Source organism: Cognataquiflexum nitidum (assembly GCF_022538055.1).
Lineage (GTDB): Bacteria > Bacteroidota > Bacteroidia > Cytophagales > Cyclobacteriaceae > Cognataquiflexum > Cognataquiflexum nitidum.
Genome location: NZ_JAKZAM010000012.1, coordinates 124,685 through 149,813 on the forward strand (window position 1 = coordinate 124,685; position 25,129 = coordinate 149,813).

At 41.6% G+C, this 25,129-nt stretch carries 20 protein-coding genes; 10 read left to right on the forward strand and 10 right to left on the reverse strand.

All coding sequences use genetic code 11. The annotated features are described in order from the left end of the window. The first annotated feature begins 12 nt into the window (after positions 1-12). A complete protein-coding gene (locus tag MMU07_RS10235; protein ID WP_241125779.1) occupies positions 13-726 on the forward strand; it encodes an outer membrane beta-barrel protein in 714 nt (237 codons plus the stop codon). 27 nt (positions 727-753) lie between these two features. Beyond that, a complete protein-coding gene (locus MMU07_RS10240; RefSeq protein ID WP_241125780.1) occupies positions 754-1,947 on the forward strand; it encodes a glycoside hydrolase family protein in 1,194 nt (397 codons plus the stop codon). 34 nt (positions 1,948-1,981) lie between these two features. Here MMU07_RS10240 and MMU07_RS10245 read toward each other — a convergent pair whose 3' ends face one another. The 6 genes from MMU07_RS10245 to MMU07_RS10270 all read right to left on the reverse strand — a co-directional run bounded on the left by MMU07_RS10245 (position 1,982) and on the right by MMU07_RS10270 (position 8,145). Further along, positions 1,982-2,422: a MarR family winged helix-turn-helix transcriptional regulator gene (locus MMU07_RS10245; RefSeq protein WP_241125781.1), complete on the reverse strand. Its 441-nt coding sequence runs from the start codon at positions 2,420-2,422 to the stop codon at positions 1,982-1,984. A 275-nt stretch (positions 2,423-2,697) separates the two neighbouring features. Then, positions 2,698-3,135 (reverse strand): DoxX family protein, encoded by a 438-nt coding sequence (locus tag MMU07_RS10250; RefSeq protein ID WP_241125782.1) that lies wholly within the window; start codon positions 3,133-3,135, stop codon positions 2,698-2,700. A 32-nt stretch (positions 3,136-3,167) separates the two neighbouring features. Then, positions 3,168-4,406 (reverse strand): NADH:flavin oxidoreductase/NADH oxidase family protein, encoded by a 1,239-nt coding sequence (locus tag MMU07_RS10255; protein ID WP_241125783.1) that lies wholly within the window; start codon positions 4,404-4,406, stop codon positions 3,168-3,170. Between the two features lie 31 nt (positions 4,407-4,437). Beyond that, a complete protein-coding gene (locus MMU07_RS10260; protein ID WP_241125784.1) occupies positions 4,438-4,920 on the reverse strand; it encodes a glutathione peroxidase in 483 nt (160 codons plus the stop codon). Between the two features lie 184 nt (positions 4,921-5,104). Beyond that, on the reverse strand, positions 5,105-6,157 hold the full coding sequence (locus MMU07_RS10265) for a M42 family metallopeptidase (protein WP_241125785.1): 1,053 nt from the start codon (positions 6,155-6,157) through the stop codon (positions 5,105-5,107). A 104-nt stretch (positions 6,158-6,261) separates the two neighbouring features. Further along, a complete protein-coding gene (locus MMU07_RS10270; RefSeq protein WP_241125786.1) occupies positions 6,262-8,145 on the reverse strand; it encodes an amidophosphoribosyltransferase in 1,884 nt (627 codons plus the stop codon). 539 nt (positions 8,146-8,684) lie between these two features. On the opposite strand from MMU07_RS10270, the gene MMU07_RS10275 reads away from it, so the two are divergent. Together MMU07_RS10275 and MMU07_RS10280 are read left to right on the forward strand one after the other, a co-directional pair. Next, positions 8,685-9,011 carry a hypothetical protein gene (locus MMU07_RS10275; protein WP_241125787.1) on the forward strand — a complete coding sequence of 109 codons (327 nt, stop codon included), beginning with the start codon at positions 8,685-8,687 and terminating at the stop codon, positions 9,009-9,011. An 89-nt stretch (positions 9,012-9,100) separates the two neighbouring features. After that, positions 9,101-10,435, forward strand: coding sequence for a sigma-54-dependent transcriptional regulator (locus MMU07_RS10280; protein ID WP_241125788.1), 1,335 nt, complete (start codon positions 9,101-9,103; stop codon positions 10,433-10,435). Here MMU07_RS10280 and MMU07_RS10285 read toward each other — a convergent pair whose 3' ends face one another. From MMU07_RS10285 to tsaD, 4 genes are all read right to left on the reverse strand, one after another. Continuing rightward, positions 10,436-13,000 (reverse strand): ATP-binding protein, encoded by a 2,565-nt coding sequence (locus MMU07_RS10285; RefSeq protein ID WP_241125789.1) that lies wholly within the window; start codon positions 12,998-13,000, stop codon positions 10,436-10,438. 47 nt (positions 13,001-13,047) lie between these two features. Next, the gene (locus tag MMU07_RS10290) at positions 13,048-13,554 is read right to left on the reverse strand and encodes an HNH endonuclease (RefSeq protein ID WP_241125790.1); all 507 of its coding nucleotides are present in this window, start codon (positions 13,552-13,554) and stop codon (positions 13,048-13,050) included. Between the two features lie 55 nt (positions 13,555-13,609). Further along, entirely contained in the window at positions 13,610-14,080 is a 471-nt protein-coding gene (gene smpB / locus MMU07_RS10295; RefSeq protein ID WP_113925506.1) for an SsrA-binding protein, read from the reverse strand. A gap of 377 nt (positions 14,081-14,457) precedes the next feature. Continuing rightward, positions 14,458-15,462 carry a tRNA (adenosine(37)-N6)-threonylcarbamoyltransferase complex transferase subunit TsaD gene (tsaD, locus tag MMU07_RS10300; protein ID WP_241125791.1) on the reverse strand — a complete coding sequence of 335 codons (1,005 nt, stop codon included), beginning with the start codon at positions 15,460-15,462 and terminating at the stop codon, positions 14,458-14,460. Between the two features lie 90 nt (positions 15,463-15,552). Here tsaD and MMU07_RS10305 point away from each other — a divergent pair, with 90 nt between their 5' ends. From MMU07_RS10305 to MMU07_RS10330, 6 genes are all read left to right on the forward strand, one after another. Beyond that, on the forward strand, positions 15,553-20,097 hold the full coding sequence (locus MMU07_RS10305) for a translocation/assembly module TamB domain-containing protein (RefSeq protein ID WP_472843676.1): 4,545 nt from the start codon (positions 15,553-15,555) through the stop codon (positions 20,095-20,097). Positions 20,098-20,143: 46 nt separating this feature from the next. After that, positions 20,144-21,445: a cryptochrome/photolyase family protein gene (locus MMU07_RS10310; protein WP_241125793.1), complete on the forward strand. Its 1,302-nt coding sequence runs from the start codon at positions 20,144-20,146 to the stop codon at positions 21,443-21,445. Beyond that, positions 21,442-22,392 (forward strand): Smr/MutS family protein, encoded by a 951-nt coding sequence (locus MMU07_RS10315; RefSeq protein WP_241125794.1) that lies wholly within the window; start codon positions 21,442-21,444, stop codon positions 22,390-22,392. The genes MMU07_RS10310 and MMU07_RS10315 overlap by 4 nt, the downstream gene beginning before the upstream one ends. 3 nt (positions 22,393-22,395) lie before the next feature. Beyond that, positions 22,396-23,229 (forward strand): hypothetical protein, encoded by an 834-nt coding sequence (locus tag MMU07_RS10320; RefSeq protein WP_241125795.1) that lies wholly within the window; start codon positions 22,396-22,398, stop codon positions 23,227-23,229. Positions 23,230-23,305: 76 nt separating this feature from the next. After that, on the forward strand, positions 23,306-24,301 hold the full coding sequence (locus MMU07_RS10325; protein WP_241125796.1) for a bestrophin family protein: 996 nt from the start codon (positions 23,306-23,308) through the stop codon (positions 24,299-24,301). A gap of 45 nt (positions 24,302-24,346) precedes the next feature. After that, positions 24,347-24,898 carry a GNAT family N-acetyltransferase gene (locus MMU07_RS10330; protein WP_241125797.1) on the forward strand — a complete coding sequence of 184 codons (552 nt, stop codon included), beginning with the start codon at positions 24,347-24,349 and terminating at the stop codon, positions 24,896-24,898. Positions 24,899-25,129: the final 231 nt, after the last annotated feature.

The following is a 25,129-nucleotide window of genomic DNA, read 5'->3' on the forward strand; positions in this document are numbered from 1 at the left end:
ATTCCAATCCATATGGATAGACTGAAAATACTTTTTTTGCTGTTTTTCCTGCTTCTCAGCGGAACTTCAAATGCCCAAATAATTATCGCGCTGTTGTTTGGGGACGCGCTAAATACCGAAAAAATTGAATTTGGGGTTACCGGTGGATTAAACAGATCCAATTTCAATGAATACAACGACTCTGAAGGATTAAATAATTTCAATGTTGGACTATACTTTCACCTTATGCTTAGTGAAAACTCATTTATCAGTACCGGCGCACTCCTCAAATCCAATGTCGGTGCTACTGGAATGCCAACATATACGACAGACGACGCCGGCTTTGATGCGCTTTTCAGAGAGGCAACACTTACTACCAAAGTCAATGTCATCTACCTGCCTGTTATGTTTCAGCAGCGGATCCGAAACAGAATTGTTCTGGAAGGAGGAGTCCAACCTGGAATCCGTACAAGGGTTTTTGATTACTTTGATTTGGAAAGTAACGGTGGCAATCTTGAATTTACAAAGAATGTCAGCAACGATTTTACAAGATTGGATTTTGGTTTTGTGGGAGGGATGGGATACAAACTTAAAAATGACCTGAAAAGCATGAGTGTAGGGATCCTTTACTATCAGGGAATTGTGGACGTCAAGAAAAACACTGATGCAATTGTTAACAATTCATCGCTGAATATCTACTTAAGGATTCCGATAGGTTCAGGATCTGCCAAACCCGCTAAAGATTAAAAACCAGACCATTAGCATTTAGACCCTATGAAAACAAGCCCATTTATAATCCTTTTAATTTGGTCTTTCTCCTGTAAGCAAGCTTTAGAGAAAACCCAACCTTTCATCAAAGGTGTCTATGGTAATCCCGCTACACTTTTGGATGCGGGATACAGGTTTGATTCCTTGGGAATGAATGCGGTATTTGTCAGAAGCATTTCCCTAAATAGGGAGTTTTATAATACAGCCCGCCAACAAGGTGCTAAGGTTTTTGTAGAGTTTCCGACACTCAATGGAAAAGAATACCTTCAGGACCACCCTGAAGCTTGGCCGATTACCGACAAAGGCAAAAAAGCGGAACCTGCAGACTGGTTTATGGGGATTTGCCCTACCGATCCGAATTTTAAAAATTTTAGAGAAGAACAATTGAAAGATATCCTAGGGGAATTTGAAGTAGACGGAATTTTTTTAGACTATGTGCATTGGCACGCCCAGTTTGAAACCAAAAATCCCATCCTCCCCGAAACCTGTTTTTGTGATCGCTGTACCGGTCAATTTGGGGAAAGTATGCGAAAAAAAATTCCAGGTGACAGCGCCCAACACAAAGCCGAATGGATTTTGAACCATGCTGATAAAGAATGGAGAAATTGGAGAAGCGGGGTATTGAATGGATGGGTCCGGGATATGGGATCAGTATTGCATGAAATCCAGCCCAATGCAAAATTGGGTGTGTTTTATTGCTCTTGGTATCCAACAGATTACGACTCTGCACTTTACCGAATTTTGGGTATTGACCCAAAGGCATTTTCAGAAATGGCTGACGTGATGTCACCGATGTTGTTTCACAAAATGAAGGAAAGGCCAACCACTTGGGTAGGGGATTATGTGAAATGGCTGGGGGATTTGATCGGGATAAGAGACATGGGGTCCAAGTCTGGAGACTTGAACCAAAGATATAAGTCTGAAGAACAAGCGGATCGGTCCAAGCCTGAAGACTTGAACCAAGGATTTAATGACGTGTATAAGTCCAAGTCCGAAGACTTGAACTATACTCAAATATGGCCTATAGTCCAATCCCACAACAGTCCGGATACTGTCAGTCCGGAAGAATTTAGGAAAGTTATGATAGAAGGTTCGAGAACACCTGCATCCGGCATTATGATGTTTTCGGACCAATCGCTTGTCGAAAACCCGAACAAAATAAATGTGATGAAAAAACTTTACAGGGAGGAAATCAACTAAGAAATAAACTCATTGATTGGTTTCATTTGGAATCTCAACCCCTTTTCTTCAAAAAACCAATCCATTCTTCCAGTTTTATTTTCATGGCTACCAATTCCTCCATCTTGAGCTCATCAGGGGAAATGTCCGCCATCAGGCTGAAAGGAATATGGGCGGCTTCGGCTTTCATTGTGCTTCCTTTTTCAGTAAGTCTGACAATGACTTTCCGCTCATCTTCTTCAGACCGAATCCTGGAAACCAATCCTAATGTCTCCATCCGCTTCAAAAGCGGCGTCACTGTATTGGTATTCAAAATCAACTTATGGGCAATGTCATTGACAGAAATCCCATCCTCCTCCCAAAGAATCAACAACACCAAATACTGAGGATATGTAATCCCAAGCTTGTCCAGGTGGGGTTGGTATTCCCTGATGATCAACCTTGAGGCTGCATACAATGGGAAACAAATCTGATTATCAAGTTTTAGTTGCTCCATTTTATTTAAATTATCGAACGCCTTATCAGTTTATTAACATTTGCCTAATCCAATGGAATAGATATTTAAATCGATATTGATTGCTACTAGATATTAGTTGATACTTTTAATCAGTCGGGCATTGATTATTCCCATTTGAGAAGAAATGTCTAACCCAATAACCATTGGTTACTTCATCAATATCTATCAATATCAAATATCAATGAATACCTAAATAAGCTTGGTTTACAATTAATTAACCAGCAAAGGAATCGCATATAAATCAATTCACTCTTCTAATTTTTATTTCTCCAAGCCCGCAAAGCGCCTGTAGACCACAATGCCATCACTATCAAAACCGGCTGAAAGAACAAGCGGATAAATCGCGCCTTTTCTGTATCCAAGCCAAAGGCATCAATCCCATTGACATACTGCGAAACGTTGCCCGGAAAAATCAGCACAAAGAAAAGCGCAACTACCCAACCGACTTGTACCCTTTTCGAAGAAAGGAAAAGCAGGGATGCTCCAAGAAGGATTTCCACTATTCCTGAAAGAATAACAACAAGGTCGGGATCCATAGGAACCCAAGATGGCACCTGTGCCAAAAACTCACCCCGATTAAACGAGAGGTGACTGATGCCTGCAAAAAGCAAAAAACTACCTAGTATGATCCTGACAATAGTCTTTCCAAAATTGGTTTTGGGCTGAATGGCGGGGTTGAATATTGATTCCATGATTTTTGATGATTTAAGATTGAAAATAAAAATCAGGATGCCCTTTCCTTAAATGCCCCTTTTCTTTTAAATATCAGTTTATAAGCAAATTTCAGAAATACAACAAAGGCTGATAATTTTGGCTTTGGTTCCATTCCTTTGCCCATTCTTTCCAGTTGTTCGCGGTACCACACAGTCTCCATCACGCCCATTTTGTCTATGGGTCCGATTCCGGTTTTGATGGGTTGGATAGATATTTTGGGAGATTGTCCATTCAGGAGCCTGAGAGGTGCATCCGGTTCTACGGCGATTAACCTTGCCAAACCTACAAAATCCACATTTCCTGATTGAATGGCATCTGCCATACCTTCATAGCTTTTAAACCCACCTGTTACTACCAAAGGTAGTTTAACTGCCTTTCTTGCTTTGTCCGCAAAATCCATAAAATAGGCTTCCCTTTTTTGGGTGCTTTCCTTCCATTTGGTTCCCATCATCGCAGGGGCTTCGTAGGTACCGCCGGATATTTCTATCAGGTCAATGCCTACCGATTCCAATGCCTTAATGGTTTCTAAAGATTCCTCATCCGTAAAACCCCCTCGTTGAAAATCAGCCGAATTGAGTTTGATTCCGATTGGAAAATCAATTCCGACAGCATCCCGCATGGCCTGATAGACTTCCAATACAAACCTTCTGCGTCTGTCTGGGTCACCTCCCCACTTATCAGTTCGCTGATTATGATGGGGAGAAAGAAACTGACTGACCAAATACCCATGGGCACCATGAATCTGAACCCCCGAAAACCCGGCTTCCTTTACCATTTTCGCTGCAAAGGAGAACCTTTTGATCAGATCCTGGATTTCCGCATCGGTCAGTTCCCTCGGGGTATTGAAAAAAGACTGCATGTCCTTCCTAAAAGGAATAGCCGAAGGAGAAACTGTCTCTTTGTTCAGTCCCTTGGGTGCCTGCTTTCCGGGATGGTTCAATTGAACCCAGCAATGTGTCCCGTTGGCAGTGGCGTTTTTGGCCCAAGTTTTCAAACCTTCCAATCCAGAGGTGTTTTCGATCACCACATTTCCCGGCTCGCCAAGTGCCCCTCTGTCAATCATGACATTCCCGGTGACACATAGCCCTATTCCTCCATCTGCCCATTTGCGATAAAGGAGATCAAGCATTGGCTTTGGCGATCCATCCTTATTGCCGAGTCCTTCACTCATGGCGGATTTGAAAAGTCTGTTTTTGATCAGCACGCCATTTGGAAGTGTAAATGGATGATTTAATGGATTTTCAGGCATTTTTGGAGGGAAAGAAATAAAAACCGTATGACTACTTTAAAATTTTTCTAAGGTATTTGTCGATTTCCTCAGGCTTGGTGATGGGTGAAAATCTCTTGACAGGTTTTCCATTTTCATCTACCAGAAACTTGGTAAAGTTCCACTTTATCCTTGATCCAAATATTCCACCCAATTCATTTTTGAGGTATTTGAATACAGGATGTGCGTTCTTTCCATTGACTTCGATTTTGGAAAACATGGGAAAGCTTACCCCATAATTCAGGAGGCATCCTTCTGCAATTTCCTTGGAATCTCCCGGTTCTTGATTCCCGAATTGGTTGCAGGGAAATCCAAGGATGACCAAGCCTTTGTCTTTGTACTTTTGGTTGAGTTTTTCCAAGCCTTCATATTGTGGTGTCAAGCCACATTGGCTTGCGGTATTGACCACCAAAACTGTCTTTCCTTTAAACTCTGACATGGACACTTCTTTGCCTTGAAGGTTATAGGCAGATAAATCATAAAACTTGTTTTTCATAAATCGCATTGTTAAAATTTTATTATATCCTACGCGATATAAATATAGGGTTTAATTTATGTCGCATACGACATATTATAATGTAAATTCTTAGATTTTGTTTTTGAACAAGAGAGAATAATTTTTTAACAAAAAAAGAGGTCTGAAAAATCGGACCTCAGAATGGATTTTTTTTTAAACCTTCTCAATGACTCCAATCAAAACCATCAATGTCCTCCAAACAAGCCTTTAGAAGCAGGATACTATTGGAGATATCTTCTTTGTGTGCCATTTCGATGACCTGATGCAAGTGACGTGTCGGTATGGAAATCGCACCGGCGATAGCCCCTTGCTTGCCCATACGCTGTACTCCGGCGGTATCGGTACCTCCGGCGGTTAGGATTTCAGGTTGCCATTTGATCTGATGCTGATCGGCGGTATGCTTCATAAAAGCCACCATTCTATAATCGCAGATAGTCGAAGCATCCATGATTTTGATGGCAGTTCCTTTACCCAATTGGGTTACCTTTTCGTGAGGTTGAGCTCCCGGTACATCAAAGGCAATAGTTGTATCCAAAGCTATCCCAAAATCAGGGTTGATGCCATGCGCTGCAACATTTGCTCCGCGAAGACCCACTTCTTCCTGCACGGTAAATGTAGCATACAGGTCATAGGCCGGATTGTCCAATACCCTCAAGGTCTCCAAAAGTATAAAAACCGCCACCCTGTTGTCGATAGATTTACAGTTGACACAGGCACCCATTTCGATCAGTTCCCTGTCTCTTGTGATTGGATTTCCTATGGTTACGTATTTTTCTACTTCCTCTTTTTCCATGCCCAAGTCAATAAAAAAGTCAGTGATCTGAGGTAGTTTATTTCTTTCGTCCGCAGTCATGACATGGATGGGTTTGCTACCCATGACTCCCACCAAATCCTTTTTGCCGTGGACGATAACGCGTTGGGCCGTCAGAGTTTTGGGATCAAAACCTCCCAAAGTATGGAATCTGACAAATCCTTTGTCATCTATATGTGTAACAATAAATCCAATTTCATCCATATGCGCAGCTACCATCACTCTTTTGACATCAGGATTTTTCTTGGATTTTTTGATAGCAATGACGCTGCCCATGTTGTCCGTCCTGACCTCATCCGCAAGAGGCGTCACCAATTCGATGACCAAATCTCTTATTCTTTTTTCAAATCCCGGGGCACCGGCGATTTCACAAATCTTTTTGAGCAAGGGTACATTGACTTCCATGATTATGGGTTTGATAAAGATGAATTTTAATTAAACAAACAATGACCAAAAACAAGTGCTTTGGGGACTTGAAGTTTGGTCATTGAATTAAGTATTGACAAAGATCAGTATGCCCTGATCACTTTTCCTTCCATATAGTTGGCAAAAGCCCTGTTTACTACGCGCATTCCTCCTGAAGTCGGGAAGTCGCCTGTAAAATACCAATCTCCTGAGTGGTCCGGGATGCATTTGTGTAAATTATCAACAGTTTGGTAAATGACTTTTACCTCGGCGTGAATCTCGTCAGTGGTGATAATAGCTGCTATTTTATCGGATATCTCCTGATCTGTAAATGGCTCATAAAGTGCTTTTACATAATTTTCTGTCAAAATCTGATTGGTATTACACTTCTCATAGACCTCATCCATCAGGTAACTCATGCCTCTGTCTTTCAACAATTCTACCGTAGCACGGAAGGCGATAAACTCCCTGAGCTTTGACATGTCGATACCGTAGCAGTCCGGGAAACGGATCTGAGGAGCGGAGGACACGATGATGATCCGCTTGGGATTGAGTTTGTCCAAAGTGGTCAAAATACTTTTCTCTAAGGTCGTTCCCCTGACGATACTGTCATCGATGACGACAAGTGTGTCTACACCCGCTCTGACCACTTCATAGGTAGTATCATACACGTTGGCCACCATGGCATCACGGTCAGAGTCATTTGTGATAAAAGTTCTTAATTTGACATCTTTGCTGACCAGCTTCTCTACCCTTGGACGGAAGTTGAGGAGCTCTTCGAGGTCTTCCAGATGCGGTTTCCCTTCCAACAGCACTTCCCTCCTTTTGGCGCTCAAATAATCTTCGAGTCCTTCAATCATCCCCAAAAAGGCTGTTTCCGCTGTATTTGGAATGTAAGAAAAAACAGAATTTTTCAAATCAAAATCAATAGCCTTCAGAACCTGTGGCACGAGTGCCCTCCCTAGGGCTTTTCTTTCTCTGTAAATATCCGGATCCGTTCCTCTTGAGAAATAGATCCTTTCAAAGCTACAGGATTTCTTTTCACGGGCAGGAAGGATTTCGTGCTCGGCATAAGATCCGTCTTTGTTGATTACCAAGGCATGTCCCGGTTTGATTTCTTTGATCTGCTTGTAATCCACATTGAATGCGGATTTGATAGCGGGCTTTTCAGAGGCCACTACGACTATATCCTCATCTGCATAGTAGTAAGCAGGACGGATGCCTGAAGGATCGCGGACAACAAAACTTGAACCGTTGCCAATAATCCCGGCCATCGCATATCCTCCGTCAAAATCCCTGCAGGATCTTCTCAGAATTCGCGCGACGTCGATTTCGTTTTCGATGACGGCAGTAATCTGTTCGTTGGAATATTGGTGTTTGTATTTGTCAAAAATTCGTTGGTTTTCCTCGTCCAAAAAGTGTCCGACTTTTTCCATGACGGTCACGGTATCTGTTTTTTCTTTAGGATGCTGCCCGAGCTGAACCAGCTTGCTGAACAATTCTTCCACATTGGTCATGTTGAAATTACCTGCCATGACCAAGTTACGGCTCCTCCAGTTATTTTGCTTGAGAAAGGGATGGCATGTCTCTATGCTGTTTTCTCCATGTGTCCCATAACGAAGGTGACCTAGCCATACTTCTCCTGAAAAAGCCACATTTTCTTTCAGCCAATTTGCACTACTCAATCCCTTCTTCCCACCTACTTTCTTGGCTTTTTTGTATTTCTTGTAAATTTTGTCAAAAATATAATTGACTGCTTGTGGCTCAATAGATCTATACCTGCTGATGTAGCGGGTACCGGGTTTGGTGTCAAGCTTGATGTTGGCAACACCTGCGCCATCTTGACCTCGGTTGATTTGCTTTTGCATCAAGACATACAACCTGTTGGGAGCATACAGCGGGGAACCGTACTTTTCGATATAGTATTGGGGCTCTTTTCGAAGCCTGATCATCGCAATACCACATTCATGTTTGATTTGGTCACTCATTGGATTTGTACACGAGTCTTTACTGGAAACGCAAAGGTAAATCTTTTTTAGAAGGATATAGAAGTAAATAAAGTTCGGTTTATATAAAATTTTGTCGCCCGCCAAAGTATTTACCAACCACGTCATCTCGATCATAAAATTCCCAAATGTAAAACCTCCCACCAAAACAGCAGAAAACAAACTGACCTAAAATTGCAGACTCCATAATTTGTAAATGGTCAATTCCTCAATATTTGGGGAATTTTTCCCCTATTTGGGAAAGAACTTCCCCACTTTTGAATCAGAAAAAACCTATTTAAAGCAAATCAAGGACATTTTCTCCATTGGCACAGCATATGCAAATAGGGTAAACATGATACAGAAATTTAAAAGCAACTTTTCCCTGATGGGTGATCATGAAGAGTTAAACTCTCAGGAAAAGGAAATCCGATCTTAATAATCAGAAAATTTGAAAAGTCTATTTCTGTGCCAAAAGCTTAGAATGACAGCATTTAAATAAAATAAAACCAATTATCAATTTTAACTAAAACAAATTTATTATGAAAACTCGATTTATTATCCCCGCAATGTTTGCAATTGGAATGGCTACAGCTCCCTTGATGGCAAACCCAACAATCGTCACAGATGCAAATTCTGAGATGAGCATATCGCAAGAACAAGAGAAAGTAAAAGTCGATCCGGCAAATCTTCCTGCTCCGGTCAAAGAAGCCATCGAAAAAGATGAGGCTTTGAAAGCTTTGAAAATCAGTGAAGCATGGCAGGTGAGCGGCGAAAACGCGCCGAATCATTTTGTGATAAAGTTTGACAATGCAGGTGAAGAACTTATCAAAAAGTATACAGCCCTAGGAGAAGTGATTGAAGACTAATCAATCTTAAATTGTCAGATTAAAAAGGCACCAGAAATATTCTGGTGCTTTTTTTGTTATAGTTTCATCTCAACGCAGAATGGATCGAGATGCAAAAAATACTTTTAACCGAAGATGACATTACCTACTCTAGGATAATCCGCAATTTTTTAGAGAAAAATAATTTTGAAGTCCAATCAGCCAACAGCATGGCCCAAGCTATTCCTATAATTCAATCAGGATGGCCACAGCTCATCATCACCGATTACAGGCTTCCTGATGGAAATGGACTGGAGTTGCTTGAGCTTTCTATCAAGAAAAAACCAGACCTTCGAGTCATCCTGATCACCAATTATTCCGATATCAGGATCGCCGTGAAAGCCATGAAAATGGGGGCTTATGAGTACATCACCAAGCCTATTAACCCGGATGAATTGCTTATCACGGTAAAAGAGGCGCTTTCAGGAAGCCAAGTTTCCATACCCCAAATACAATTTCCGGATAAAAAAGAATCCGACTATGTAAAAGGAAAAAGCGCAAAGGCCACCAAATTGGAGGAGTTTATAAGTCTTGTCGCTCCTACCGAACTCAGTGTGTTGATTTTGGGAGAAACCGGGACCGGAAAAGAATACGTGGCAAAGAAAATCCATCAAAACTCAAATCGAAAAGACAGTCCTTTTGTGGCCATTGATTGTGGAGCATTGTCCTCCGAACTTGCCGGCAGCGAGTTGTTTGGACACATCAAAGGCTCATTTACAGGAGCATTGGAGAATAAAATCGGTCATTTTGAACAGGCAAACGGAGGCACAATATTTTTGGATGAAGTGGGTAATCTTGGCTATGACATTCAGATCAAACTTTTAAGAGCCATAGAAGAACGAAAAATCCGAAAAATCGGCGCCAACAAAGAAACGGACATAGACGTACGGATTATTGCAGCGACCAACGACGTACTTAAATCCGGAAGTCAGGACGGTAACTTCAGAGAAGACCTTTACCACAGATTAAATGAGTTTACCATCAACTTAGAGCCGCTGCGCAACCGCAAAGAAGACATCAGGCTTTTCACAGCACATTTTATCCATCAAAGCAATCAAAGGCTTGTAAGAAATGTAAAAGACATAGACCCGGAGGTCGAACGGATTTTTATGGAATATACCTGGCCGGGAAATCTTCGCGAACTGAAAAACATCGTGAGAAGAGCGGTACTTCTATGTCAGGAAAGCTTTATTACCAAAGATTTACTTCCTCAAGACTTATTGGTGACAAAGCCCCTAGCCGGATTGGATGCCGAAGATTATAGAAGAGATTTGATTAATCATGAGAAAGAAATGATTGACAGGGTACTCAGGGAAGTGAGGTTTAACAAATCAAAAGCTTCCCAACTCCTAGGTATGGACAGGAAAACCCTCTATAATAAAATGGAAAAATACGGTCTGAAGTAATTATCTAGCAGACACCAAAAACCACTCAGACTGGATATTATCCATCACCTGATTGGTTTCATTGACCAGTTTGTCGATTAATTGGGCTGTTGAGGCATATTTACCTATTTTCAAATTCCTTTCTATCTCCATTGCCAAGGTGGCACTTTTGATGTTCATTTGAGCAAGTCTACTGGACAAACGGTGGACGGTTTCGAGTATTTTTTCAAAATCCAAACGCTCCAAAGCCGCTTCAATCCCTAATAAATCCTCTCTGGTTCTATATACAATCTCATGAAGGGTCTCTACAAGCATTTCAGTATCACCCATACAAAACTTCAGAAGATCGGTCAAATCATAGCCTTCCATTTTCAAGTCAGAGAATTTCTGAATGTCCTTTTCAGGGTTTGAGGATCTTGGTTTAAGCCGCAAAAGTACCCCAACTTGCTTTGTAATTTCCATTTCTTTAAAAGGCTTCAAAATCAAAGCATCAAAACCAGAATGAATCAGCTTTCTTCCCTCTTCGACAAAAACATTGGCAGTCATGGCAATAACAGGCAATTTTTTGTATTCCTCCATAGAACGGAGAATATGGACCACCTCAAGGCCACTTACTTCCGGCATCTGAATATCTATGATAGCAATATCCAAAGCAGTCGGTTTAAATTCTTTTCTAAATGCCACACCACCCCGAAAAGTCAGAACTTTGGCACCTCTATTTTCCAAAATCAGTTTAAGTAACTGCAGGCCGATGGCATCATCGTCTACCAATAGCACTGAAATTCCTTCAAAAGAATAATCATCAATTTGTTGGATATCTGCTTTAACAGGTTCAATAGCCTGACAGGGAAGTGTAAGCTTTACAAGGGTACCTTTCGCAACCTGAGTTTCTATCTGAATGGTTCCTCCGAGTTTGTCTACAAGTTTTTTGACTATGGCTAAGCCCAACCCCGTTCCTCCGAATTTTCTGTTGATTGCGGTATCACCCTGATTAAATTCTTTGAAAATATTTTTTCGGATTTCGGGCGTCATGCCCATTCCGGTATCTGCAATCTTGATTTCAAGGTTTTTGTTACCCCAATAGACACCTACATCTATACCCCCTCGTTGGGTAAATTTGAGGGAATTGCCCAGAAGGTTATTCAAAATCTGATTGATTCTCAGTTGGTCTCCTATTAGCCATTTCCCTTCTGGAAGGTCAATATTCCAATTGAAAAACAGCCCATTTTCACGCGCTTTGAATTCAAAAAAGCTTTTTATCGAAAGGAAAAGACGCAATGGATCGAAGGGTTCTTTTACAATCTGAAGCTGTCCTGCCTCTAATTTTGAAAAATCCAAAATGTCGTTGACTACAGCAATGAGTGTGTCGGAAGCAAATCCGATTCTTTGGACAAACTCCATCCGCTCACCTTGAAGTCCGGATTTTTCAAGGGCTTTTTGGTAACCTTGTATGGCATGGAGTGGATTCCTGATTTCATGACTCATGTTTGCTAGAAACTCCTGCTTGGTTTTGGCCAGTTTGTCAGAATGCATCTTCGCTTCTTCCAATTTTTCCCTATATAAGTTGGCTTTGTCCACTTCCTGTAAAATACTATAAACAAATGCCAAAGAACCAATCACACCGAGAAACACGAGTACTCCTAAAATCCATGAAACCTTATAGGCAAGGTTGTAGGCTGATTGATTTTGGTTTTTGTATTCTTCAAGCAAATCGTTTTGGAGGTCAGAAACAAGCTGTTGGATCCTTGAAAAAATTTCTGTGTTTTTACTGATCAGGTTAGCTTCAAGTTGGAAAAATCTATTTTGAAGCCGCTGTTCGTCCTTGTAGATTTTCTCTACAGCCTCGCGTATGGCAAGGAGCGTTGAATCCTGATTTCCTGTTCTGGGGGGTAATACCGCTTGCGAAGAAGACTTTACTTTATTGATGTCCTTGGCGATATCGATTAACTCATCCTGAATATCAAATTCCTCCATTTCAGGCTCATTGGTCACAATCTCTTTTGGAATGGAACCCTCCGACTTTGGATTTAATGAAGATAGCAGATCTTTGGTCCTCACTTTTCCCAAAAACTGCATGTCGCTCAATTCTTGTTGCCTTTTGATCCTGATCTCTATCCCTTTCAATGCTTCGGCACTAAAATTCCTGTTGGCAAGGTAATTCCTGACTTCCTCCAATCCTGCAAAAACTACCATCAGTTCAGAAATAGTCAGGCTTATCTCATCATAATTCCGGATTTCAGTTGAATCCAATGTGCTGTTTTTTAACCATTCAAGCCTTTCTTTGACCCGTTTTCTTGTCAGTTCAGAGACTGAATCTTTGTCAGAAGTACGCTCTGTTTTGTTGATATCAAGTACATAGACATCAGCCATCAGACCGTTTAATTGTTGGAGTTTTAGGTTTGGTTCGGTGAGCTCTTGGACCGTATCAAGAAGATTTCGGATGCTGAAATATGTCACAGAACTGACTCCTAATACCAAGATGAAAGCCAAAACAAAACCTATGACAACTTTTCCCCTGACCTGATATTTTCCTGTGAGCCGCATAGTTGCCTTTTTTTCATTTGAAAAAGGCAATAACTGTTCCATTATCTTTTTTGGAAAATAACGCGGAATCAATTGAAACAAAAAATATACTAAACAGTCCTCAATTCAAGGTAGGGCACCCACTCTTCGGCATGCCGTTCGGCATATTCGGCCAAAAAATATCCCAAGCTAGGTTTGAAAGGTTGGGTTCTGAGCTGCATACCTGCCTGCTCTGGGGTTTTGTCCCCTTTGTAGACATTGCAGCGGTGGCAGGCAGTCACCAGATTTATCCAATTTGATTTTCCTCCTTTGGACCGGGGCACCACATGGTCCAAAGTAAGCTGTTTTTTGGAACCGCAATATTGACATTCCTGACTGTCTCTACGGAAGATATTGGCCCTGTTCAGCAAAACACCTTTGTAGGGAATGTTCTTATATTCATTCAATCTGATTACGGCGGGGTATTGGAAAGTTTTGGTCACTGTCCTAATGGTCAGGTCTTGATAAAAAGTCAGGCAACTTACTTTCTCCAGATAAGTCAAGACAAAGGCCTTTTGGACTGTCACCACAGCGACAGGAGAATGATCCAAGTTTAAAACCAAAACACGTCTTTCCATAATCCACTAATATAAAATCTTTGGTCAGAAAAACCTGTTGTGGAATTTAAATGTTTTAAAACTTCATCTTGGCAAGCTCTCTTTTTACGTCTTTTTCTTTGATATCCTCCCGCTTGTCATGGAGTTTTTTACCCCTTGCGACAGCTATTTCCATCTTGGCCAAACCCTTGTCATTGATAAAAATCCTAATCGGAATGACCGAAAGGCCTTTCTCTGAAAATTTTGTTTCGATCTTTTCAATCTCCCGTTTGTTCAACAACAATTTTCTCTCGCGGACAGCTTCGTGGTTGTAGCTGGCTGCCATCGAATACGGTGCAATATGCATCTGCTTGACATACAATTCCCCTCTTTGGAAATAGCAATAAGCTTCTGTCAGGGAGACTTTTCCTTCCCGCACTGATTTTATTTCAGTGCCACTCAACACCAGGCCTGCAGTATAGGTATCCAAGAATTCAAATTCATGACTTGCCTTTTTGTTCCTGATATTGATGATTTTATCGAATTTATTCTTTTTGGTTACTGCCATCCTTGGTTTTACTATTTGTGCTGGTTGTGGTGGTTCTAATTGTTGTAGTGGTTGTAATGGTTGTCTGCTGCGGTTTGTCGGGTTGTCAGGTTGTTGGGAACAGGAGCACAACTGTCTACTGAGACTGAACACTCTTACTCTATTTTCTCTCGGTTCTCGCTTCTTGCTGCTTGTGTCTTGGTCCTTGATACTCCTTTAAGATTTCTCAGTCGTACCTCCTTCTAAATGACAAGGATAGGATTTTTATAATCTCAATCCTTTATTCTTTTATCACCTCTAGGTTCTCGCCCTCGCTTCTTGCCTCTCGGTTCTCGTTTCTTGCCTCTCGGTTCTCGGTTCTCGTTTCTCGGCTCTGGTTTCTCGGCTCTCGGTTCTCCTCAAATCTTCATCCTCGCTTCAGGTACCACATCCAGTCCACAGAATTCACCCTTCAGGTATTTGTAATGTGCCGCCATGGCAATCATCGCGGCATTATCGGTGCAGTATTCGAATTTCGGGACATACACCTTCCAACCATATTTGACAGATAGGTTTTTTAGCTCTTCCCTTAGTCCGGAATTGGCAGAAACCCCTCCTGCTATGGTAATTTCTTTGATTCGGTATTCTTTTGCTGCTTTTACCAGTTTTTGGGAAAGCATTTTGATCAGGGTATACTGAACAGACGCACAGATATCAGCAAGGTTTTCGGTAATAAAATTTGGATTTTCTTTGAGATTATCTCTGAGAAAATACAACACTGCGGTTTTGATTCCTGAAAAGGAAAAACTCAGGCCAGGCATATCAGATACTGGAAATTTGAAAGCATGGGGATTGCCGCTTTTGGCATACCTATCTATCAATGGTCCGCCGGGATACGGCAATCCAAGCAGCTTGGCTGTCTTGTCAAATGCCTCTCCGACAGCATCGTCCGTGGTCTCTCCGATCACCTCCATGTCGAGAAAATCCCTGACCAAAACCAATTGGGTATGGCCTCCGCTTACGGTCAGACAGATAAAAGGAAAAGCAGGTTTGGGTTCTTCGATGAAATGTGCCAAAATATGGGCCTGCATGTGGTTGACATCAATCAAAGGAATACCCAAGGCAAAGGCCAAAGATTTGGCAAAGGAGACTCCTACCAATAAAGACCCCATTAGTCCGGGACCTCTAGTAAATGCTATTGCCGACAGTTCTTGTTTTTCTATACCTGAAGTAGCAAGTGCCTCATGGACTACGGGAATCAGGTGCTGTTGATGGGCGCGAGAGGCAAGTTCAGGAACTACGCCTCCATATTTTTCGTGTACCGATTGCGTGGCGATGATATTATTGAGTATTTTGCCATCAGAAATGACCGCAGCCGACGTTTCATCACAGGATGATTCAATAGCCAGAATATTTATCTTCATTTCGCTTGCCTCTTGGAAAAGAACCCCAAAGTTACGGAAAATTTACTGAAAGCCTTAAGGGTCATCTTCAGGTTGGTTCTTTTACTTTTTATGATTTTTATTTTGGTGGTGATTGCCATTCAGATCCCTGCCGTCCAAACAAAAATCACGAAATCCTTTACCGGTTACCTCAGTAAGAACACCGGCTTTGAAACCAGCATTTCAAAAGTTCGGATCAGGTGGTGGGATGCCATCAGTCTTCAGGATGTCATGATATACGACCACCATGACAGTTTGATGGTGGACTTGAAAGATGTTTACATCGATTTTTCGATTTCCGGGCTTTTGAATAGGGACAATCCGGCCTTGGACCAGATCAAATTGGAAAAAGGAAATGTCAGGCTACTCTTCCATCCTGAGGAAGATTTCCTGAACATCGCTGAATTTTTATACCGGGTCAACTTACTTTTGCCAAGCAGTCCCAAAGATCCCAACAAAAAAGCATCGAGGTTTGACATCGGCAACATAAGCCTCAAAGAGACCTCTCTTGATATTATCAATTATGGCAGCATTCCGATAGAGAGCGGTTTTGATTTCAACACACTTCAGTTTCGGGACTTGATCGCAGATGCAGATGATTTCTATTCACAAGGTTCGATTATTGGGATCAAAGTCAATTACCTGCGTGGATTGGAATCTACCTCAGGGCTTGTTTTTCAGCAATTAAAAACAGATTTCACTTATAGCCCTACTTTCATGGAGTTTGACGATCTCTTTTTGAGATCCAATGATACTGAAATCAAAGACTACCTCAAGTTCAGCTACACTTCCTCAAAAGGTCTTTCAAACTTTATCCATGAGGTCAATATTTTGGCAAGGCTAGATGAGGCGGCGTTGGACATTCAGGATCTCAAGTATTTCACCGAAAGCCTTAACAACATCGAAGACAGGATTTTTATTTCGGGTGAAATCGAGGGGACTATAGACGACCTTGCTTCTGAAGAACTTTTGGTCAGATTTGGAGAAAAAAGTGCGCTTTTTGGCAAATTCAAAATCGATGGTCTTCCCAATATTGACAGCACTTTCTTTGAGATGTCCCTGATAAATTCGGTGCTCAACAGTGAGGACCTTTCTCCATACATTAGTGAAAATGCCCGAAAGGAAATCAATAAATTCAGAGATGTCCGTTTTGATACAGACTTTTCGGGATATCTCAATTATTTTACTGCCAAGGGAAATTTCAGAACAGGGATCGGCAATATCATAGGCCGCTTGAGCTTCAAAACAGAAAATCAAAAACCTACCTATAACGGCAGACTTCAACTCGAAAACCTAGACATAGGGATCCTTGTGGAGGATTCCGAAATGTTCCAAAAACTCACTATGACGGGACAGGTCAAGGGGACAGGACTGACCTTGGAAACCGCACTTCTTCAAGTAGATGCTGACATCCAAAGTGCCGGGATCAATGGCTATAATTTTTCCAATATTGTGACAGATGCTACTTACGGAAAAGACCTGTTTCGGGGTCATCTCACCGTAGATGATCCCAATCTCAAAGGGGAACTCAGCGGAGTTTTAGATGTAAGGGATGGCAAAGACTCCATCCGAATGGCAGTCAAATTGGATACCGCATACCTAAAAGAGTTGAAGTTCATGGACAAAGACACCTTTGTGAGCGGGAAGATAGCCATTGACACCAAAGGAGTCACCCTGGATGACATCGAAGGAATAGCTAGATTCAGTGATGTGAATCTCAGCTTTGAAGGCAGAAATCTTTTCGTGGATAATTTCTATTTTCAGTCACTCTTTACTGACGAATCAAGACTAATCTCCCTTAATTCAGATTTGTTGGTTGCCGGAATTTCCGGAAAATTCAAAGTGAGACAACTCCTCGAAGACATACAGAATCTCAGTCAGCAATATTTTTCTATATTGACCAATTCTGAAGAAAAAATTTCACTTCGGGCAAATGCCAATGAAGAACCATACAATATTGACCTCAACCTGAAGTTTATTGACATCAATCCCATCATCAACCTACTTGAACCAAGGGCATCTATCTCTAAAAACACCATCATTGAGGGTGCTTTTTATCAGACTCCCAATAATACCATTTTCAACTTTTTTTCTAGCATAGACACAGTTTTTTATAACGGAAATTTCCTTTATGACACCAATATAGATTTTAACACTTCCAAACTGATCAACAGCTCAGATGTCCTCGCCTCTTTTTATATATTTTCCAAAAAACAGGAACTGAACAGCGGACTTAATTTCAACAACCTTGCCATTGAAGCCATCTGGGATGAGTCCAGTATTGATTTTAGGTATGACCAAGACCAGCTCGAAACAGGCAGCTATGTCCGGGTCAATAGCGAGATCACGATCTATCCGGACCATACCACGGTAGTTTTTGAGCCTTCCGAACTCAAAATCCTAGATAAAATCTGGGGTTTCGACGACAATAACAGTATCTATATAGCTCAAAAATCCTTTCTTTTTGACAACATAAAACTTTTTAATGGGGACCAATTTATCGCCATCAACGGCACGATTTCCCCAGATCCTAATGAAATGCTCGGTCTGGAAATCAATAATGTCAATCTTGATTTTTTCAATACCCTCAGCACCAAAGAATTCAGCGGACTTGCAAATGGAAATTTTGGATTTACTAATTTCTATGGTTCTATCGGCATCAATGGTCAAATAAACGTTGATGAATTGCATATCAATAATTTTTTGGTGGGTAATATCGATGCCGCAACTTTTATCGCTGACAAGTTGATCAATGTCGAAATCAACAATATCCGCAATGGAAAAAAGGTGATTGCCATAAATGGCTTTTTGGGAAGTAACAATGACCAACTTGACCTGAATGCCAAATTGAACGAAGCAGATTTGTCTGTTTTGGAGCCTTTCCTGTCCAATTATATCACCCGAATGGGCGGTACGGTTTCGGGGGATTTTGACATCGGTGGTTCCATCGCATTCCCTGTTGTAATGGGAAATGGAATCGTCACCGGAGGCACACTACTTGTCAACTATCTAAAAACAAAATATACTGTCGATGGCAACCTGATTTTCAACAACAATGAAATCAGCTTCAGAGAGCTGACTGTAAGAGACATCAACGGAAACAGAGCAAGGATGAGAGGGGGAATTTCCCATGATTACTTTTCAGATTTTATCCTTGATATTACCTCCAGTCTGGAAAACTTTCAGGTACTCAACACCGGTTCAAGGGATAACGAACAGTTTTATGGGACAGCATACGCTACCGGAACGCTCAATATTTTTGGTGCAGCAAATAACCTTGACATCACTGCCCGAGCCACCTCGCAAAAGAATACCAGAATTTATATTCCGCTTGGTTCAAAAAGTTTTGAAGCACAGGAAGATTTTATCAAAATCATCAATGTCCTAGATACGGCGAGAAATATTTCTTTGGAAAAAACAGCGGACAAATTGGACATCAACAATGTAAGAATGAACTTTACTTTTGATGTCACCCCTGATGCCTACACTGAAATCCAGATTGACCCGAGGACTGGCGAAACCATCCAAGGCCGGGGACGAGGGGTTTTGACAATGAACATTGACACCCAAGGCAATTTTTCCATGTCGGGAAATTATGAAATCACCGAAGCCAAGTACAACTTCTCACTGTATAACATCCTGAGGAAAGAATTTATCGTGCAGCCCGGTGGCCGGATTTCATGGTTTGGAGATCCGTATGAAGGCGTGATGGACATTAATGCCTATTACCTCGAAAGTGTGTCGCTTCAAAGTCTTCAAACCAACCAAAATGCCGCATTGGAAGATCCTACCATGCGCCGTAGATTTCCGCTGAAGGTCCTTATGAACCTCAAAGGACAGCTCCTTTCGCCGGAAATAACCTTCAACTTTGATTTTGCGGAATTTCCTACCGAAGGCAATATCCAGACTTATATTTCGGCATTCCAAAACCGCATCGCAAACGACGAGCAGGAAAAAAACAGGCAGGTTTTTTCTGTCATCATGATGCGCTCACTTTCTCCGGAAGGGCAATTTTCAGGTGTCAGCAACATCGCTACTTCCAACCTCAGCCAATTGCTTTCTTCCCAACTCAACAGCTTCATCGCTCAGGTAGATCAAAATCTGGAAGTGGACATTGACCTGGCCAATTTGGATCAAAGTGCTTTGGAAACTTTTCAACTTCGTGTCGCATATACCTTTTTGGATGGGAGGCTTAGGGTATCAAGAGACGGAGGATTTACTGACTTGCAGGGTAATGCCGATCTCAACAGCATCGCGGGCGACTGGCAGGCCGAATACCTCGTCACCCAAGATGGACGCTACAGGGTGCGGGTTTACAACAGAAATAATTTCAATACCTTCACCTCGCTTTCTTTGGCGAGAAATGTCGCGACTTATGGCGTCTCCGTTTCACAAAACCTTTCTTTCAATAGCTTTGGGGAACTTTGGGACCGGATCAGAAACAAAGAAAAACAACGTCTCCGCATCAATGATCAGGATGATTTTTTGAGATACAACAACGATGAAGGAGAAGATTGGAAAAATATCCCATTGGATAGCCTCCAAAGAAAAGTGAGTCCTTTGGATTATCAAATGGATCCTCCGGTAAAAAATCCATCAAAAGGGAAGCAGGATTGAAACAATTTTGCTTTCAGGATATTGATAGCTGAAAGAAACAAACAGTATGGAAAAAATCAGCCTATTTTGGTTCAGGAGAGATTTGAGACTCGAGGATAATACCGGTCTTTACTACGCCTATTCTCAGGAAAAAAACGTCCTTCCCTTGTTTATTTTTGACAAAGACATCCTTGACAAACTGGAAGGCAAAAAAGATGCACGGGTAGAATTCATCCACACCCAAATTCTGAAACTCCAAAAAGAATTGAAGGGATTTGGAAGCTCAATTTTGGTAAAGTATGGTAAACCAATAGAAATTTACCGCCAGCTTTTGGAAGAATACGACATTCAAAATGTCTATACCAACCGCGATTACGAACCCTATGCCAAAGAAAGAGACCAAGCCATCAAGGATTTGTTGAAAGAAAAGGGAATCCAATTTTTGGATTTCAAAGATCAGGTCATCTTTGAAAAGGAAGAAATCGTCAATGGCAGCGGGGAATTTTACAAAGTCTTCACTCCTTACAGCAAAGTTTGGCTGGAAAAATTCCAGAAAACTTCACTTCAGATTTTGAGCCTGGATCCGAAAAAAAACAATTTTTACCAGACTTCTCCCCTACCTGTTCCTGCATTAGAGGAAATGAGTTTTGAGAAATCAGGTATCGAAATACCTCCACTTGACATTGACAAACCTTTGATCCAAAAATACGATTCACAGCGGAATTTCCCTGCAATAAAAGGAACCTCCAGGCTTGGGATTCATCTGAGATTTGGTACCATCAGCGTGAGGAAACTTGCCTTAGAAGCCTCCAAACTTAATTCCACTTATCTGAATGAATTGATCTGGAGGGAATTTTACATGATGATCCTCCATCACAATCCCCAAGTGACCGACCATGCTTTCAAACCAAAATATGACCACATACCTTGGAGAACGGATGAGGAAGATTTTGAAAAATGGTGTGAAGGCAAGACAGGATATCCGATAGTCGATGCAGGTATGCGGGAGCTCAATGCCACGGGATTTATGCACAATAGGGTCAGGATGATCGTCGCAAGTTTTCTTACCAAACATCTTTTGATTGATTGGCGATGGGGAGAAGCGTACTTTGCAAAAAAATTGCTCGATTTCGAACTCTCCTCCAACAACGGAGGATGGCAGTGGGCAGCAGGGACAGGAACTGATGCACAGCCCTATTTCAGGGTATTCAATCCCGAATCCCAAACCGAGAAGTTTGACAAAGACCTCCGGTACATCAAAAAATGGGTGCCAGAATACGGGACATCCGCTTATCCAAAACCTATGGTCGACCACAAATTCGCAAGAGAAAGGGCCATAGAAACATACAAAACAGCACTGAACACATGAACATAGGAGACAAAGTCCGTTTGCTTCACGGCAACGAATCAGGAGTAATTGTAAAAATATCCGCGAGTGGAAGGGTGGAAGTAGAGATCGAAGACGGGTTCCGGATTCCTGCCATGAAAAACGAGATCGTGGTCATTTCAAGTGCCGAGAAGCAATATTTCGGGGAATCCCAAGAGGCCGTGACTGACCAGGCAAGTTCTTACTCCAAGGTCAAAACCTCTAAAGAAGATGGCTTGTTCCTCGCTTATCTTCCACTCAATGACAAGGACCACAGCATCTATATCAGCAACAATACTGATAGGGATTATCTCCTGATGGCTACAGAAGTCTATGGCGGCAATGGCCAAACCATTTATTCAGGATTGTTGAAAAAGAAAACTTCCCAGAAACTGGGTGAAAAATCCATTCATGATTTTGAGGAGTGGCCGCTGCTTTTGGTGCAGTTTTTTCCCATCCATCCCAAAATCGAAAAGATGGAACCTTCCTTTGAGAGAAGGCTGAAATTCAAAGCCTCCTCCTTCTTCAAAAGTCGTGGGACAGCACCAATTCTGGACAAAAGTGGCTATGTATTCAAGCTATCGGATCAGACCAAAGAAATAGACATCCAAAAACTGAACGAACAGCTGAACACAGAAAAAACTGTTCCTGTGCTAAAATTCCAAAAGCCTCCCAGGGAAATTGACCTCCACATTGAGCATCTCACCAAAGATTTCTCTATGATGAGCAACGGTGAAATGCTGCGCCTTCAGATGGAAACCTTCGAAAAAAACCTCAACTACGCCATTGCTTCCGGCATGGATGAAATCACCTTTATCCATGGTATAGGCAACGGCGTATTGCGAAAAGAAATACACAAGTATTTGAGCCTTTTGGGAAATATTAAGTATTTTCAGGACACACAAAAAAGCCGGTTTGGATACGGCGCTACATTGGTCAGAATCTCTTAAGCCATGCAAGGAAAGGTTTCCCCCATTTTCAGGTTGTTCACGCAGCAGTTTGAAGACGCAAAATCAGCTTTTTTATCACTGAGCAAAAGATATAGAGGAAAAAAATCCGGCGAACTGGAACAAAAACTCATTTTCCTGGAAATCTATGTGGACTTCCTTTCAAGGATCCATTTCAAGGAAGAAAACCTCAAATTCCAGCTGTTTTCGCCATTCAAAAAAATCTTCAAGGGACTGAAGAAAACCAAACACCTCAAAATGATCATGCGACAGGTGGAATCTGTTAAAATGAGAGACAATGTTGTATTTAACTCTTACACAAAAGCTCTCGAATCAGAAAAAAACAAAGTATATGCTGAGGTATATGACCTGATAGTATCCACTCCGCTTCAGATTTGGGATAAACTTTTTGACTCCGTCTACCAATACAGTAAAGGTCTGAAGCCACTGATGATCAATACCTCCACTACTCAGATCATCAGCGAGGAATTGGAATTTTTTAACCTGGATAACAAAACCAAACTGGATACCAAAGCACTCAAAGACATCTACGAAGGTATCCGTGTCATCATTGCCCTAGAAAACCTCCGCATCGAGTCCGGTTTTAACTCCATTTTTGTCAAGGAGGTACATGACCGAATGAGCGAACTCCAAAAAGACCTTTTGGTATGGTATGAAAACCACCTTTTCCTACAGCATCTCACGGGATTTTTGACTGACAAAGAAAACATTTCCAAAAAATACATTGACCTATTGGCTTCTTTGCAACAAAACAAAAAAACAAATACAGCCAAGGTGGAAGCCAAATGCCGGGAATTGTTTGAAAGAATTCTGGAATAAAACGACCCAAAATCCATTTTGAATAAAGATCCTTTGACAATGAATTGATTTTTAAAAGAAATAAAACAAAATCAATATGTACGTAAACAGGAATTACAGCTTTTTGATGACCTTTAAGTGGTCCAAAAAACCATTCTATTATGGACTCACCTACGCTGCTATCATCACTGTCCTTTACCTGGTCACGGAGATCAAATTTACCTTACCCTGGCAGCCCATCAGTATCATAGGTATTGCAGTTTCTTTTTACCTGGGGTTCAAAAACAATTCCTCCTATGACAGGACATGGGAAGCGCGCAAAATCTGGGGGGCTATAGTCAACGACAGCAGAACTTTTGCGACGGCGGTCATCAGTTTGATGAATGAAAACCCTGATCAAGACACAGAAACCCTGAAGAAAAGCATCATCTACCGGCACTTGGCATGGGTAATTTCCCTAAGGTATATGATGAGAATACCCAAGACCTGGGAGCATAAATTCGGACCACAGAATATCATTTTTGTTCCAACATATGCGGAAATATTGAAAAACGGGCTTGACAAAGAATTGCAGGAATACCTTACCGAGTCTGAGATCAAGCATTTCAAATCCAAATCCAATATCCCTTCCCAAATCCTCAAAAGACAGTCAGAAGTTATCAACGACCTGAAAAACAAGGGATTGATCAGTGATTTCAAGCAGGTATGGTTTCATCAGCTAATAGGAAGGCTCTATGACAATCAGGGGATGTCCGAACGGATCAAAAACTTCCCGCTTCCCCGACAGTACGCATCAGTTGCACTGTGGATGACATGGGTATTTTGCCTTTTGATTCCCTTTGGATTGTTAGACATTTTTTTGACCTCCTCCGAACTTTGGATTTGGATGACTATCCCCTTTTCGGGAATGATCATTTGGATCTTTTTTCTGATGGAAAAGATAGGGGACTATTCAGAAAATCCCTTCGAAGGCGCTTACAATGATGTACCGATTTCGTCTATCACCCGGGGAATAGAAATCGACCTCAGAGAGATGCTTGAAGATGAAAATATTCCCACACCCTACCCTGTGGAGAATGGCTTTTTGATGTAAATTAGACCCGTCATTGACAGCCAAAAGTCGGTGGTATTCAATCCAATGTCCCTAATTTTCAAAAAAGCCGAAACTTACGGAGAATTTGTCGGCATCCTTGACCTGCAGCGGGAAAACCATATCAAGAATCTGGTATCTTTAGATCAGGGATTCGTCTTTGCAGAGCATACTGTAGAAGATCTTTCAAAGATGAATTCCTTTGCGCCGCATATCATTGCCAAGGACGACGAGCATGTCGCTGCTTATATCCTCGCGATGACAGTGGATTGCAAAGATGACATAGAGATGCTGATTCCGATGTTTGAGGAGTTTGACCAATTGGAGTACAAAGGAATCCCCCTATCAGAGTACAATTACTTGGTCGTCGGTCAAGTCGCTGTGGGGAAAGATTACCGGGGACAGGGAGTTTTTGACTATTGCTATCAATGCTATCGAGAGGAACATGGCGATAATTTTGATTTTGCCATCACGGAGATTTCCCAGCGCAATTACCGTTCACTTGCGGCCCATTACCGGGTCGGTTTCCGCGAACTCAGCCGCTACCCCAATGCCGATGGAGAGGAATGGATTATTGTAGTGTGGGATTGGAAGGGGTGAGGTGAAGTTGGATTATATGTTATAAACTTTCAAACTATTGAAAGTAGCTATTGGGCTTTACCTTTCCTGTTTTTGTTTTATGTGTATCCGCATGAATGCACGTGACAAAATTTGACAATAAGTGTCAATAATTTGTGGTTGAAGTATAGTGGTTGTTTCTTGTACTAAAATATGAAACATTATGACCATACTACAATTCATGCAAAATTTTCCTGATGAATCAAGCTGCGA